At 39.8% G+C, this 15,803-nt stretch carries 13 protein-coding genes; 7 read left to right on the top strand and 6 right to left on the bottom strand.

Annotated elements, in window-relative coordinates; translation table 11 throughout:
• Positions 1-77: 77 nt before the first annotated feature.
• Both QWZ08_RS22870 and QWZ08_RS22865 read right to left on the bottom strand, forming a co-directional pair.
• Positions 78-1,013, bottom strand: coding sequence for an NAD(P)-dependent oxidoreductase (locus QWZ08_RS22870; RefSeq protein WP_290339914.1), 936 nt, complete (start codon positions 1,011-1,013; stop codon positions 78-80).
• Positions 1,014-1,219: 206 nt separating this feature from the next.
• Complete coding sequence (locus tag QWZ08_RS22865) at positions 1,220-1,600, bottom strand: RidA family protein (RefSeq protein WP_290339913.1); 381 nt, start codon at positions 1,598-1,600, stop codon at positions 1,220-1,222.
• A 223-nt stretch (positions 1,601-1,823) separates the two neighbouring features.
• Between QWZ08_RS22865 and tsaB the strand changes: the two genes are divergently transcribed.
• From tsaB to QWZ08_RS22850, 3 genes are all read left to right on the top strand, one after another.
• Complete coding sequence (gene tsaB / locus QWZ08_RS22860) at positions 1,824-2,504, top strand: tRNA (adenosine(37)-N6)-threonylcarbamoyltransferase complex dimerization subunit type 1 TsaB (protein WP_290339912.1); 681 nt, start codon at positions 1,824-1,826, stop codon at positions 2,502-2,504.
• A gap of 103 nt (positions 2,505-2,607) precedes the next feature.
• Entirely contained in the window at positions 2,608-2,967 is a 360-nt protein-coding gene (locus tag QWZ08_RS22855; RefSeq protein WP_290339911.1) for an ArsR/SmtB family transcription factor, read from the top strand.
• 182 nt (positions 2,968-3,149) lie between these two features.
• Entirely contained in the window at positions 3,150-4,553 is a 1,404-nt protein-coding gene (locus QWZ08_RS22850; RefSeq protein WP_290339910.1) for an MBL fold metallo-hydrolase, read from the top strand.
• Positions 4,554-4,600: 47 nt separating this feature from the next.
• Here the strand turns inward: QWZ08_RS22850 and nadB are convergent, their stop codons facing one another.
• Positions 4,601-6,199: an L-aspartate oxidase gene (gene nadB / locus QWZ08_RS22845; protein WP_290339909.1), complete on the bottom strand. Its 1,599-nt coding sequence runs from the start codon at positions 6,197-6,199 to the stop codon at positions 4,601-4,603.
• 499 nt (positions 6,200-6,698) lie between these two features.
• Between nadB and QWZ08_RS22840 the strand changes: the two genes are divergently transcribed.
• From QWZ08_RS22840 to QWZ08_RS22825, 4 genes are read left to right on the top strand one after another with little or no spacing between them, the layout of a single operon-like run.
• Positions 6,699-7,997 (top strand): hypothetical protein, encoded by a 1,299-nt coding sequence (locus QWZ08_RS22840; RefSeq protein ID WP_290339908.1) that lies wholly within the window; start codon positions 6,699-6,701, stop codon positions 7,995-7,997.
• 58 nt (positions 7,998-8,055) lie between these two features.
• Positions 8,056-10,326 (top strand): hypothetical protein, encoded by a 2,271-nt coding sequence (locus QWZ08_RS22835; protein WP_290339907.1) that lies wholly within the window; start codon positions 8,056-8,058, stop codon positions 10,324-10,326.
• Between the two features lie 24 nt (positions 10,327-10,350).
• Positions 10,351-10,668 carry a hypothetical protein gene (locus QWZ08_RS22830; protein WP_290339906.1) on the top strand — a complete coding sequence of 106 codons (318 nt, stop codon included), beginning with the start codon at positions 10,351-10,353 and terminating at the stop codon, positions 10,666-10,668.
• Between the two features lie 11 nt (positions 10,669-10,679).
• Positions 10,680-10,940, top strand: a complete 261-nt coding sequence (locus QWZ08_RS22825; protein WP_290339905.1) for a hypothetical protein — start codon at positions 10,680-10,682, stop codon at positions 10,938-10,940.
• A gap of 169 nt (positions 10,941-11,109) precedes the next feature.
• Here QWZ08_RS22825 and ispG read toward each other — a convergent pair whose 3' ends face one another.
• From ispG to blaOXA, 3 genes are all read right to left on the bottom strand, one after another.
• Positions 11,110-13,092: a (E)-4-hydroxy-3-methylbut-2-enyl-diphosphate synthase gene (gene ispG, locus QWZ08_RS22820; RefSeq protein WP_290339904.1), complete on the bottom strand. Its 1,983-nt coding sequence runs from the start codon at positions 13,090-13,092 to the stop codon at positions 11,110-11,112.
• A gap of 94 nt (positions 13,093-13,186) precedes the next feature.
• Positions 13,187-14,863, bottom strand: coding sequence for a VWA domain-containing protein (locus QWZ08_RS22815; RefSeq protein ID WP_290339903.1), 1,677 nt, complete (start codon positions 14,861-14,863; stop codon positions 13,187-13,189).
• A 112-nt stretch (positions 14,864-14,975) separates the two neighbouring features.
• Entirely contained in the window at positions 14,976-15,800 is an 825-nt protein-coding gene (gene blaOXA, locus QWZ08_RS22810) for a class D beta-lactamase (RefSeq protein ID WP_290339902.1), read from the bottom strand.
• Positions 15,801-15,803: the final 3 nt, after the last annotated feature.

The raw sequence follows: 15,803 nt of genomic DNA, 5'->3' as shown, positions 1-15,803 counted from the left end.
TTTTAGATAATAGAAAAAAATACAACGCCCCGGGCTGTACCAAGGCGTTGTATTTGAATGCAAATATAAACAAATAATTAAATACCCAACTTTTGCAGAATTACAGCAGCCATTTTGTAAAAAGCCTCATTACTGTAGCCCGCTATATGAGGTGTAATAATAACATTGTTTTGTGAAGTTAAAAAGTCTAATTGTGCTTGTTGCAGAGGCGTTAAGGTAGCCAGATTTTCGTTTTCAAGTACATCCAGTGCTGCACCCGCAATTTGATTTTGCTTTAATGCCTCAATCAGGGCAGCAGTATCAGTCACCGGTCCCCGGCAGGCGTTGATAAAGAAAGGTTTTTCTTTAAGGGCGTTAAAAAAACCGGCGCCCGCCATGTACCTTGTCTCTTCCGTAAGCGGCACATGAAAACTTATTACATCTGCGTAACGGCAAATTTGCTCCATATTTGCTTCCTTTATAAACCCGGCGCCAAAGTCAAACTTATATTTATCATAGGCCAGTACGGTCACTTCAAACGCCGCCAGCAACTTTGCCAGCGCTGAACCTGTATTACCAAACCCTATAATACCTACCGTTTTACCACTCAATTCCGTGCCACGATTGGCATCCCTGATCCATTTTTTTTGCTTTACTTCATCCGCACTGAAAGATATCCGGTTCATCAAATTGAGTAAAAGCCCCAAAACATGTTCGGCCACAGCGTTACGATTACCTTCAGGACTGCTAACGCACGTAATGCCCTTGCTTTGCGCATACTCCACATCAATCAATTCCATACCACTACCCAGCCGGCCAATCCATTTCAATTTCGTAGCTTTTTCAAGCAATGGCTCATCAATTTTTAAACGGGTAGTTACAATTAAGCCGGTTGCCTGCCTAATTTGGATCGCTAACTCTTCGTATGTAATTTCTGGTAAATACAGTACATCATAACCCTTTTGTGCCAGGGTATTTTCTAGAAAAGGATGTGTTTTAGCGGTTATTATAACAACCTGTTTTGTATTATTCATAGTTGTATTTTCATCGGTATAAATAAAGAAGATAAGAGGTGGACAAAATTAGAAACCTTTTAAATCATTACTAGAGGATGTCGATGTGAACAGTAACCTTTTCAACGGCCTGCAGTTGCGCTCCATTGTGCAAAAGATCGATTTAGTGAATTCCTTTCCTCCGGTTTGATTATGGATTACATATCAATGGCGAAAGAAGCTTGATATCAGATGGCTGCGATTACACTGATTTCAACGTTGGCATTTTTAGGAAGTCCCTTTACTGCCACCGTTTCCCTGGCCGGAAAATCTCCGTCAAAATATTTCGCATAAATTTCATTTACCCGGCTAAACAAGTCCATATCACTTAAAAAAATGGTTGTTTTTACAATATTGCTAAAATCCATCTCAGCTTCGGCCAATATACTTTTTATATTTTGGAGTACCTGGTGAGTCTCTTCAATAATATCTGTATTGGCAAGGTCGTTTGTGCCGGGCTTAATGGCTACCTGGCCGGATACAAATAATAAATTACCGGCTTTTACAGCCTGGTTATATGGCCCGATTGGTGCCGGTGCATTGTTAGTCTGAATAATCTGTTTGCTCATGATTTTACTTAAGATTTACAAATATATCTTTTATCAACCACCTATTTTTGTAAAAATTTTCGTTAGATGGCCATTAGAACAATATCATTTATTCGAAAAAACAATGACTTAATAGATGAAGCATTAGGTTGTCAAAAGTTAAATCAGCCTTTGAAAAATCAACCTTCTGCTTAAAATTAAAAGGGAAAGAAAACTGTTGTTAGATAAATAATAAATGATTTAAATGAGCCTACTGTTAAATATCGATACGGCTAGTAACATAGCGGTTGTAAGCATTGCAAAGGATGGTTATATTTTGCAGGAAGCAACCAACAAGGAACAAAAAGACCATGCCTCCTTTTTACATATTGCAATCAAATCCATTTGCCAAACAGCAGGAGTCAATTTAAATCAACTAAATGCTATTGCGGTTGTTGCCGGCCCGGGAAGTTATACCGGCCTGAGGGTAGGCATGGCAAGTGCCAAAGGTCTCTGTTATACCTTACATATTCCACTAATAGCAATTGGAGCATTGGAGTTGATAGCCTGGCAGGCAATCAATGAAACTAAAAATTTACAACTTCCGTTACCAGTTTTATTTTGTCCCATGATAGATGCCAGGCGTATGGAAGTATTTACTGCAATATTTGACGCCAATCTTCAATCACTGCTAAAACCCGCAGCGCTCGTACTTGAAAATGATTTTTTTGCAAATTTTTTGTTAACGAATAAAATAGTTTTTTCTGGAAATGGTTCCACGAAATGGAGAGGGATATGTAGCAATGCAAATGCTTATTTTATAGAAAATGAAACAAATGCACTGTATATGAGCCAACTATCCTATAAAAAATTTATTAATAATAAATTTGAAGATATCGCCTACGTTCAGCCGCTGTACGTAAAGGAATTTTTTAATCCGTCTTAACGAAAAATATTAGTAAAAATCTAAATTATTCCAATAAGCATTTTCATAAATATTAAATGGTTTGTATCTTTGTTCTTTCAAGCACAATTAAAATTTAATTTCTATGACAAATCTCACAGCCTCAGCTCCGCCGGAGCAGCATCCAGCTTTACCACAAACTCCTACCACAGGTAGTATCAAAATTGATTACTACAGTGTAAAAAAAGCAGCCCTTATTTTAAGAGCGCTCAACCACAAATTACGCCAGCAATTGCTGAAACTAATCGAAGAAGAAAAGAAGATCACGGTAACCGAAATTTATGTTCGGTTAAGATTGGAGCAATCAGTAGCATCTCAGCACCTGGCCATCTTACGTAAGGCAGGTGTAGTTAGTACCCAGCGTGATGGCAAGTTTATTTTTTACATTATTAATCATAAAAGAATTGACGAAATAAGCAATTTTGTAAATGAACTTGTTGCATAATTATACAATTATTTGCAATTTAAAAGCGGGTGCCCAACAGCATCCGTTTTTTGTTTTTTATATTTGCAACCTTATTATTTTTAATGGGTATCGAGATATATTGAATTAGATGCAATAACCGGTTTACGCCAAATAGTTGCGCTCGTTTTTTCAGGTATACTGATTTTAAAAAATTCTTTTTTATGTTTATTAAACAGATATATACAAATTGTATAAGTGAGGCTGCCTATTACATTGAAAGCGATGGCGAGGCGGTAGTAATAGATCCGTTACGGGACACGGAAGAATATATTGCCCTGGCTGCTGAAAGGGATGCTGTTATCAAATATATTTTTGAAACACATTTTCATGCAGATTTTGTAAGTGGTCACTTAGATCTGGCTAAAAAAACCGGGGCAACTATTATTTACGGACCGGAGACATCCACTAGTTTTCCAGTACACATAGCAAAAGATGGTGAGGTATTTAAAGCAGGAAAAATTTCTTTTAAAGTACTGCATACACCCGGCCATACTATTGAAAGCAGCTGCTATTTATTGCAAGACGAATCAGGAAAAGACCATGCGCTTTTTACCGGCGATACTTTATTTGTAGGTGACGTTGGACGCCCGGATTTAAGCAGCGGCGACATGAGCAAAGAAGAACTCGCAGGCATTTTATATGATACCATCCAGAATAAAATATTGCCCCTGGCCGATGATGTTTTAGTGTACCCGGCACATGGCGCAGGAAGCAGTTGCGGTAAAAATTTAGGTCTCGATACACACAGTACAATCGGAGATGAACGCAAAAACAATTATGCTTTACAGCAACAGACGAAAGAAGATTTTATTGCTGCGATTACAGACGGGCTGGAAGATGCGCCAAGGTATTTTCCCATCAACGCCAAAATTAATAAGGAGGGATATGAGAGCCTGGATGCAATAAAATCAAATGGGCTTATTGCATTAACGATAACAGCATTTAAAAATAAATTAAAAGAAGATGTAGTTATAGCAGACACAAGGCATGCCGATATATTTACGGAAGGATTTATTCCTGGCAGTATTTTTATTGGGCTTGAGGGCCGCTTCGCGGAGTGGGCCGGCAGTTTGCTGCCCTTTGATAAACCACTACTACTTGTTACTGAAAAAGGCAAAGAAGAAGAAACAGTTGTGAGGCTGGCAAGGGTTGGATTTTCAAAAATTGATGGTTACCTGAAAGGCGGCTTTGATGCCTGGCAGAAAGCCGGTGAAAAAGTGGATATGATTATAAGTGTTGAAGCAGACGAGCTGGCAATGGATATTCCGTTTGATCCCAATTTGCAGGTGGTGGATGTGAGAAAAGAAATTGAATTTGCAGACGGGCATGTAAAAAATGCAATTAACATGCCGCTCGCCGATATGACAGACGTGGCGCTGATAGCAGGTTTTGAAGAAAATCAGAATTTATACCTGCATTGCGCCGGTGGCTATAGAAGTGTAATAGCTTGCTCCATATTAAAAAAACAGGGATTACATAACTTAAGAAATATCACCGGGGGCTGGGCAAAAATTAAAGAAGAAAACCGCATTAAAATTGAGAAGGATGCCAGTGTTTTGAATTAAAAAAAGGCCGGCAAATTGTTCTGTAAGAAAGCTGTTCTGCAGCCTTCTTACAGAACAATATTCTGCACCTTATCACTTTTTGCTGGATAATCCGTGTTAAAATGCAGCCCCCTGCTTTCGTGCCTGAATTCTGCACTTTTTACAATTAAATAAGCCACCGTGATCATGTTACGCAGTTCACATAATTGCGGTGACACAATCGTTCTTTTGAACAGTCCTTCGGTCTCTTCATGCAGCAAATCAAGGCGGCGGTTGGCCCTTTGTAAACGTTCATTATTACGCACAATGCCTACATAATCACTCATCAGTAATTTCATTTCTTTTAAACTCTGCGTAATCAAAATCATTTCCTTTGGGGCACTGGTGCCATCCGCCTTCCAGTCAGGGATGTTCTGCTGAAATGCAACCTGGTTAATTTTGTTTACCGCATCTAAATAACTGCGATGGGCAAACACCATGGCCTCCAGCAGACTGTTACTTGCCAGGCGGTTAGCGCCGTGTAGACCGGTACACGCACATTCGCCTGCCGCATATAAATTGCTGATGGAAGTTTTACCGGTCTCGTCGGTTTGTACGCCTCCGCAGCTGTAGTGTGCTGCCGGGGACACGGGTATCATGTCCTTCGTAATGTCAATACCAATGCTGATGCATTTATCATAAATATTGGGGAAGTGTTCTGTAAATTTCTCCTTACTAAAATGGCGGCAATCCAGGTAAACATGTTCGGTACCATTTATCTTCATCTCATTATCAATAGCTCTTGCAACAATATCCCTTGGCGCCAAATCTTTTCGTTCATCATATCGCTCCATAAATGCCTCGCCAGCATGGTTGCGCAAAATACCGCCATCGCCACGTACCGCTTCTGTAATTAAAAAGTTTTGTCCACGCACGCCAGGCTCGTACAAGGCTGTGGGATGAAACTGTATGAACTCCATATTTTCAATTCTTCCTTTGGCCCTGTACACCATTGCTACGCCATCACCTGTTGCAATGGCGGGATTGGTAGTGGTTCGGTAAACCTGGCCGTTACCTCCTGTTGCAAGCAACGTTATTTTTGCTACTATCTTTTCGATTTTATGGGTATTTAAATTCAACACATACACACCATAACATTCAATAGTTGGAGTAGCTTTTGTAACCAGGTAGCCGAGATGATGCTGTGTTAAAATATCCAGCACAAAACAATGGCTGATGAGTTGAATGTTGGGCTTGCTTTTTATAGCTTCCAATAAAGCTCTTTCCATTTCCTTACCCGTTACATCTTTGTGATGCAATATTCTAAATTCACTATGTCCGCCTTCTCTTCCCAAAGCATAATCGCCCTCTTTGTCTTTGTCAAAATTAGCACCCCATTCAATCAGTTCTTTTATTCGCTCCACGCCTTCCTTTACCACAATTTCTACTACAGCTCTGTTGCACAAACCATCACCCGCTATCAATGTATCCTCAATATGTTTTTCAAAACTATCATTGTCAAAATCCATCACACCTGCAATACCGCCTTGTGCATACTTGGTATTAGTTTCATCACTTTGGGTTTTAGTGAGTATGGTAATGGTTTTATCAGGACAAGCTTCTGCTACTTTGAGGGCATAGGTTAACCCAGCTATGCCGCTACCAATTACTAAAAAATCTGTCTGCATAATGTTGTTTGTAATTAACTGAACATTAAAATTAACAGATTAATGATTAATAATTTATTTTGAGTGGTGTTGCTTTTCCATACACTTTAATTTGTTTCTTTAAATTACAAAAGTCAACAGTTGCAATCAAGATCTCGTGGATTGCATTTTTTATTTTATCACAGCTTAATTGAAAGTTCAGGTAGCATTTCAGCTACAACATACATGGTTTCAATTTCAGCAGTTATCACTTTAGGGTATTTATTTAGTGGAGACCATTTTTTAAAATCATCACTTTGTGGTATTGCTACAGGCAAATTTTAATTGTAGGTTTACATCCTATTTAGCAATCAAGAAAGCTACTAACCCCCGATTCCTACCGACAGGTTACATCTGAGCATCTTAGAAGAACCCCCATAATTTTTACAGAGAGGATATAAAAAAACGAAGCGTTATTCGACAGGTATTCCTATGCGGGTGACTGAATAAACACACATTCTTAAAAAATAAAAATACAATCATGGCAAACGAAAAAGATGCTGCTGCAATTCCCTGCTGTCCTGACTTAATGAAAGATGATCATTGCGATGTCATCAATTTTAGCAGGGTACTTACCTACCCTACCGGTAACAACGATAACCGGCGAAGGGTGAACGTTGAGGTAATTCTTCACTTCAAACTTACGAGGTGTACACTGGGTCTCACCCTTGGCGATCCGGCCTATAGTACCACACTCTTACCCGGCGAAAAAGTGCGCCTTTCAACAACCGATAGAAGGAGCCGCTTTACGTACGACAGTGAAACGAAACTGAGCTACCGGAGTGAACAAATTTCAGAAGAACAATATTTTATGACGGCCACGCAAAAATACCTGGCCGATGCTTCCGCTTCGCAATCAGGCAACGCAGAAACTTCATCTGAAGGTAAATGGGATTTTCATGGCGATGCAGGCGGAAGTATCAATCCATTTAGTTTAAGTGCCAGTGCAAGCACAAGTGCGGGCGGAAGCCACAACAGCTCTTCGGTGGCTGATTATTTAAACCAGCAAAAATCGCATGTGCAAAGTTCAGCCACCCAGGCGGTAGGTGCTACGAGGAAAGCACACTCGATCTCCATCGGTGAAGTCAGCAGTCGCACCCATATCCAGGGCGAATCAGAAGATCATTTTGAAGCCGCTTCGCGGGAATTCAGCAACTACAATAAATGCCATGCGGTAACCTATATGTTTTACCGCATCAACAAAAAACAAAAAATAAATTTTGAACTGGTGGCTATTGAAAGAAGGGTGGCTGACAGCAATGCCCCTATCGGCGGTATTTTACAACCGGGTGCTGCAAAACTTCCCATTGCACTGGTACCGCAGGACATACCGGCCACTACCCTTTTAAGAAGAACAACAGTAGCAGCCAGTGCAACGGCTTTTGCAAATATTGATACGGCATCCCTGTTGAATGTTAATCAAACCCTTAACAGGTCTGCATTTGCTACTGAACAGAATTTTGGAATACCATTAGACGAAGCAACAAGAATGGCTGCATTGAAAGAAGTGGATCAGCAATTAATTGCAAAAAATCTGCTTGGAAAAGATGGTAAAGTTTCGCAGGAAACAAAACTCTCTATCAACTTCGACATGGAATTTTCACTTCCCACACCCGGCATTGTTGTTAAAGGTTGCCTGGATGATTGCGATACATGTGAGCCTCTTGTAAAAGAAAGGATGCAACTGGAAAATGACCTGTTGCGCAAGCAAATAGAACTGCTGGAAAAATCTCAGGAGTACAGGTGCTGCCCGGTGGCTTCGACAGACACCGATAATTAATTCCCTGAAGAAGATCATACGTTAAACACCACATTAATAATCATTTAAAAAATTAATCATGGCAAAATTAAAACAGCTATCAATTAAGGTGAGTTTTGAACAAACTCCAGAAAAAGAAATAGCACTAACAGGTTTTTTATTTTACTGTAACGGGTTGCTTTTACAGCAGCAGGCAGTAAGAGATAACACGCTTCAATTTAATTTTGAAAAATCAACCACGGGTAATTTCCCTGCAGAAATAGACTCAAATGAATTGAGGTTATTTATTGCACCTGCCGCGGACAAAAAACTCCAAAGCGTGAGTAGCATTGAAGAATTACAAAAGTACAAACCTTATGAACCCGTGCTTACCACAGATGCAAATGGTGGAATAAGTATCCTTCCTATCCCCCAAATCATAGTGCAATTCTGGCCTTTTTGCAATTGCAGGGTAACCGGCAAAGTATTAAAATGGTTTCAAATCGGCAATAACTGGAAGGAACGGTCCATTTGCAGGGCAAGGGTACACATTTGTGAAATTGATGCTATCCGGTATTGGATTTACCATATACCGGATACAATTATTGCAAAAATTCCTGAGGTAATTTTAACTCCAAAGGAAGTAATTAAATTTCCTGTTCCAACGCCTGACCCCGCTCCTTTTTTCAGAAATAAAGTTGCTGCTTCTACACAACAACCAGCTGATATATTTAAGACAGTTTCGATAGACCAGCAATTAATGGAAGCTGCCGCTACCTTACCTGAATTAAGTCTTGATATCCGGCAGAATCTTGCATCTGGTAACCTGAACCTGATCCGGGAAACTATTCTAAACAACTATACCCTCTTTCATCCGTGGTTTTGCTTATGGCCATGGTGGTGGCCATATTTCTATCGCTGCAATGAATTGGCCATTGTTTATACAGATGCCAATGGCCGTTTTGATACCAATGTTTCTTATTGGTGCTTTGGTGATAAACCAGATATTTATATCTGGGTGGAATATATGATTAATGGTGTATGGACTACTGTATACAATCCACCGATACCTTGCTATACGTTATGGAATTATGTCTGTGGCAGCAATATTAATATCCTTGTTACTGATCCACGTGTGCCGGGTGATTGTTGTTGCAATTGTCCAATACCTGGCGAACTGGTATGGATAAGAACTGTAGGAGGAAATGGAACAAGTGTTTCGCATATCAATCAATCAGCACTGATATCGCAACCACCGCCCGGACAAAACGTAGCCTACAACCGCATTGGATTAACAGATGCTGCGGCTAATGGTGATGGATTTTTTGCCACTGCAGTGGGAGACTTTAAACGCCCCTTTGGAGGTAGCCCCACGTTTTATATGGGCTTCGGCAGTGACCTTCCGAATGCGGGCATTTATTATTACCGATGGAGATATCAACAGGTTAGCAGAGCAGATTTATCTTCTGTTACTGGTTCGATAGAATATTTGACCAACCTTGAAATGAAAGGATATGATTTTGAATATATTGATTCAAATAGTGATGTACAAATTGGGTACAACAGTGTAAAACTTGGACCACAACTTCCTGTTGGCGGCACCAATAACCTGTATATCATTCCACCTACACAACCTAATTTACCACCATTCAATGCGCCTGAAGCGAGCCCACAATGGTATGAGCGTACACATAATACCAGGACTATTGCTTTCGATTCAACTGCATTGATGAATGGAACAATGCCGGGTGGCGATGGGTTATATGAGTTTACATTAGAATTGTTTGACCAGGCGGGGAATTTGCTGACCAATATTCCAAGGTCAACCTTTAAAGTGCCGGATTATAATGATGCAGGACTGAGTGTAAATGCACCGGATGAATTATTAGACGGCCCTACTGCCACCACCGCAAATGCTTTCAAGGTGCTTGTGCGAATTGATAATTCAAAATGTCAGTCAGATATTTATACAGTAAATGTAAATGGCTTACCTGCATCTACTGACTGTTGTGGATTTGTTAGCTATAAACCTGGAGGAGTAGAAGCAGATCTTGACTTATCATTTAAAGCCACACATCCTAACAACTTTGCAGTATTTAGTTTTGGCGTTACAAAAGGTACTTGTGGTGGTGTTCCAAATGCCGGTGCAAGCGGAATGGTGATCGATGACAGTCCATCTGGCTATGCACTAAACAGTGGCATTTACGATAAACATTTTACGCCAATACAATTATTAGATACTTGTTACATTGATGGCAAAGCTGCCTTTGCAGAAACATTGAGCGTAATTGCTATGGCAACAGATGGTAACAGTCGCGTTAGTGCTAATGATGCGCCTTACAGAATAGCAGCATTTGCATTAGAGCCTTAATAGTGACATTAATAAATTGCAACAATGAGCGCATTCCCGTTTATATTATTGGCTTTGGCCACCTGGCGCATCACGCATTTGTTTAGCAAGGAAGATGGCCCGTTTGATGTGATTTATTTAGTTAGAAAAAAAGCGGGGGCAGGCTTCTTCGGGAGCCTGCTCGATTGCTTTTACTGTGTGAGTGTTTGGGTAGCTTTTCCATTTGGTTTATGTCAGGGAAATAACTGGTGGCAAAAATTATTGTGTTGGTGGGCATTATCAGGTGCTGCCTGTTTGCTGGAACAAGCTACTACAACATTAAAAAACAATAAGGAGAATACTCCTGATTATAAAGAAGATTAAAAACTACAATAATGTGCAACTGCGGTAATAAAAGAACGGAGTTGGCAGGAACGCCATCATCTAAATTAAGCAATCAAATTTTTGAACCACAAAAACGCAGCATGTGGCCCGAAGTATATTTTGAGTACATTGGTAAAACCGCCATGACTGTAACTGGAAATATCAGTGGCAAACAATATCGCTTTAATAACCCTGGCGATAAGCAAATGGTGGACTACCGTGACGCATCGGGGATGATGAAAGTGCCTGTTTTAAAAAGGGTATTTAAGTAGTAGATAAATTTTACCCGGCAATGATCGTTACTGATGGCTATTTTTTGAAGATTGAAGCAGATTAATAATTGACAGCTGAACGGAGCGTCGCTAATAAAGCCAAATCATGGTTATTGGCCGATATTATAATTGTATTATTTCATTGCAATCTAAAATCGTTTTATTTTTCTTAACCTGCATCAATCCATACATCGCTTTCCTTTAGCAAATTGATTAGTTCATCTACTGCTATGGCACTGTCAATATTTCTTTTTACCACCTCTTTTCCGCGGTACAAAGTGATCTTGCCAACGCCGCTGCCAACATATCCAAAATCTGCATCCGCCATTTCGCCGGGTCCATTTACTATACATCCCATAATAGCGATTTTTAAGCCTTTTAAATGATTGGTAACTGCACGTATTTTACCGGTAGTTTCCTGCAGCTCAAATAAGGTTCTACCGCAACTTGGGCAACTGATATATTCTGTTTTAGATATTCTCGTACGCACTGCCTGTAAAATAGAAAACGATGTATTGTTGATAAACTGGTGGTTGTTTTTTGTCTGCAGATAAGTTCTTCCGGATACCTGCTGATGGATCAGTTTGGAGGGATCATTCATCAGCCAGATACCATCGCCCATTCCGTCCAAAAATAAAGCACCGGCTTCTGTGCTAAAGTGAATAAGCTGTTCATCAATAGAACTGTCACTGCTTTCAACAGATACAATTACCGGGCAATTTATTTGCTGTTGCATCAGCTTAGCAATACATGTTCTAACTTTTTGCATTGCATTTTGAGCAGTAGAATAAATACATAAAACAGCTGTTACATCTTCTTTTATTTTGTCAAGAAAGGTGTCAGAAATATCATGCACATTTGTTGCAATAAAGTTAACCGTACCTGATTTTCTTCCTGCCTTTAAATATTCATCCGGCTGAAAAAGCGGAAAATATTTTATATTATCTGCCTCTGTTAACCAGGTTGCATAATCACAAATAATCTGCAGTGTTCCAGGTAAAGCAAAGTCAATTTTTTTATTGGCGGTGTAGATATAATCTGCGGCGGCATCACTGATGCCCCATTTATCTGTACTGGAATTGTAAGTGTAACCGATCGCCTGTAAATCAGCATGGGTAATGGCTTGAGCCAGCATAAAATCTGCTATAACAACAGGCACATGCTTGTTACCGATGTTCACCACCTGGTTTGTATATCTTCTCTTATATTCAAAGGGAGAATAAGGAAGCTTAATTTCATCTGCCTTTTTAATATCATTTTGCGCACTAATTGAAGTGTATCTTTTTACCAGATCTTTACAAACCGGAATTTCGAATTCCGGATCTTCAGTAAGGCTTACCCGGATAGTATCGCCGATACCATCCTCCAGTAAAGTTCCGATACCGATTGCTGATTTTATCCTTCCGTCTTCTCCATCACCCGCTTCCGTTACGCCGAGGTGCAGCGGATAACATTCGCCAAATTCTTCCATCATATGATTGATAAGTAAACGGTAAGCCTGCACCATCACCAACGGGTTGCTGCTCTTCATACTCAAAATAATGTTGTGATAATCCAGCGCTCTTGCTATGCGTAAAAACTCCATGGCACTTTCAACCATACCCATGGCAGTATCGCCATACCTGCTCATGATGCGGTCGCTTAAACTGCCATGGTTGGTACCTATACGCATGGCCGTTCCATGTTCCTTACAAATCAGCACCAATGGTGAAAAGCGTTCCCCGATACGTTCTATCTCTTCTGCATATTCAGCATCGGTATATTCAATCTGCTCAAACTTTTTCTTATCAACATAATTGCCGGGATTAACCCTTACTTTTTCTACTATTCTTGCAGCAATTTCAGCCGCATTGGGTGTAAAATGAATATCTGCTACCAGCGGCACAAAATATCCCCGGCGGTTCAGTTCATCTTTAATATTTTGTAAATTCTCTGCCTCCTTTTTAGACGGTGCTGTAATCCGAACCATTTCAGCACCAGCTTCAATACAACGAATGGTTTGTTCCACTGTGGCAATAGTATCCATCGTATCCGTGGTGGTCATAGTCTGTACACGAATGGGATGGTTGTTTCCCAAAAGCAGGTTACCAATTTTGACTTCTCTTGTTTTTAGCCGTTTATATTCAGTAAGCGATTCACAGTAAAATTGCATATTTCTAATTTATCGCAACAGGTCACGAACGCATTGCTTTACAAAATAACAACAAAAAAGCAGGGGTTGTTTGCCCTGCTTCATTTCTTTTTAATTACCAATCCTTTTCAGGTTTGTCCGGCGAGGCCACATCTACTCGTCTTAATTTATTTTGAAGATTTTTTTCCTGCTGCAGCAAGGCTTTTAGTTTTTCCTCAGCTTCTTTTTTTGTCATTTTAGAAGGTTGCGGTTTGGGTTGCTGCTGCTCTTTCTCCTGCTGTTGTTTGTTTTTCTGCTTATCATCCTTAGGCTTCTTTTTTTCCTTGTCCTGCTGCTCTTTTTGCTGCTGTTCTTTTTGTTGCTGCAACAATGCTTTTTGCAGGTTAAACCTGGCATCTTCATCGGCCGGGTTTAGCTTCAGTGCATTTTTATAGGCATCTATACATTCTGGCAATTTCTTATTATTCTGTAATGATACGCCTTTGTTATACCAGGATGCAGATTGATCGCTTTTTGATTTGCTTGATTTTATTGCCGCATCATACGCCTGTAGTGCATCATCTGCGTTTCCCTTTTTGTAAAAGGCATTACCTAGATTGTATTGTGCCTTTTCATTGTTGGGTTCTTTATCAGCCGCTTTTTTATAATTGTCTGCAGCTACATCATATTCCTTTTTGTTATAAGCGTCATTGCCGTTTTTAATAAGGGTATTACTGTTTTGGGCAAACAACAAGGAAGGCAGTATAAATAATACTGTTAGCACTGCTACTTCCTTTTTTACAATTACTTTTTTTACTTTGGCGATTTTTTTTACTTCCGAAATAAAAAATTCTGTTAGTAACAGTGCCAGTGAAAGTCCCAGCAACCACGGAAAAAAGTTCCTGAAATTGACCAATGAATTTTCTGTAACCGACCGCTGCCCCATGCTTTGCAATTGTTTATCCATTGCATCCACTATTTCATCTGTATTGGTAAAAAGCTGGTATAAGCCGTTCCCGTTACCAGCAATGGACTTCAATTCCTGCTCATTCAGCTTTGTTATTACCGGGCGCCCCTCGGCATCCATTTTTGTTTCGCCGGTAGCCGGGTCAATAATAGTAGTTCCTTCGGGTGATCCAATCCCAACCGTATTGATCATTACCCCTTCATCAGCCATTGCCTTTGTTATTTTTTCGGCGGCTTTATCATGATCTTCTCCGTCGCTGATCAACACAACAGATTTATATTTCTTTTCTTTGGTGTTAAATGCATTGTAACACATTTTTAAAGCGTCACCAATTACTGTACCCTGTGTAGGCACAACGTCTGGTGTTGCTGAGGATAAATACATTTTAGCTGCGGAATGATCTGTTGTCAGCGGCATCTGCAAATAAGCTCTGCCGGCAAAAACAACAATTCCGATGCGATCATTGGGTAATTTATCAATCAGTTTGGCAATAAATTGTTTGGCACGTTCCAGCCTGTTTGGTTTTATATCATCGGCCAGCATACTCTTGCTTACATCCAATGCAATCATTACATCAATGCCGCTGCGGTTTACCATCGTACTGCCCTGCGGCATTCGCGGATTAGCCAGCGCTATAACGCCCGCTACAAAAGCAACAACAATCAAAAGGAATTTTAAAAGAAATTTCGATGGACTGTAATCTTTAATCAGCTGATTTACCAGGGCCGGATCGCCTATCTTTTTGATAGTATTTTTTTTACTGCGGAGCACATATAAAAATACCAGTACCATTAAGGGTACAAGTGCCAATGCCAATAAATACTCTATATGCTGAAAGCGGACCATCTGATGTTAATTCAAAAAAAATAAAATGGATAACATGTTTATTGCTGATTCAAAAATATCACCTTAAATGCTGCAACGCTGTGAAAACAATCACAAATTATCTGGCTGATTACTACTTCCTGCCATCAAAAAATCCAAGGTGTTTTAAAATGCCTTTTGTAATATTTAACCGAACAGCCTTCATATCAATTGCAGCATCGGCAGATTTTACCATTGTTACAAAAAAATAAGGATGTTTATTTTCTTCTATCCAGCCCACTATCCAGCCAATATTATTTTTCTTTTCGTCAAAACCCCAGCCTGTTTTATAGCTCAGGCTATAAGCTGTATTCTCTTCCTGCAACATAACATCCCGTACAATTTGCTGGGTTCTTTTTTGGAAAGGCAGTTGATCAAAATACAAACGTTTCATCAGTCCCAGTTGCTCATCGGGGGAAATCTTTAAATGATTGTCCAGCCAAAAGGTATCGATTTTATCGCCAATATTCTTATTACCGTAGCTTAAAGAATCTATCCACAGCTTCATGGTATCTTTTCCAATACGCCTTGCTACTTCCTGATAATAAGGCACACAACTTACTTTAAATGCTTCCAGCATATTCATATCCTTGTTCCAGTCCGCATTGGCCCGTTGAATTCCATCCCACTTAATCACCATCTTTTCATCTGTAATAACGCCGGTTTCCAAACCAATTAATGAGTTAACAATTTTGAATGTTGATGCCGGCAAAACCCGGGCCGTATCCAGCGCAAGATTGTAAACTGTTACCTTACCGTCGCCATTGCTAAGCATGGTAAAACATCCTTCCACCTTGTTATCATCAAAATACTTTTTAAGGCTGTCATCAACATTGGCCCTGTTTACCGAGCAGGAAAAAATTGTAACCAGTAATACAAAACAGGTAAGCTGCAACAGGGTATTTAATATTTTTTTCATGGT

The sequence above is a fragment of the Ferruginibacter paludis genome (genome assembly GCF_030409685.1).
In the GTDB taxonomy this organism is placed as follows: Bacteria; Bacteroidota; Bacteroidia; order Chitinophagales; family Chitinophagaceae; genus Ferruginibacter; species Ferruginibacter paludis.
Note: the sequence above shows the minus strand (reverse complement) of the source record. Positions and strands in the feature narration are given on the sequence as shown.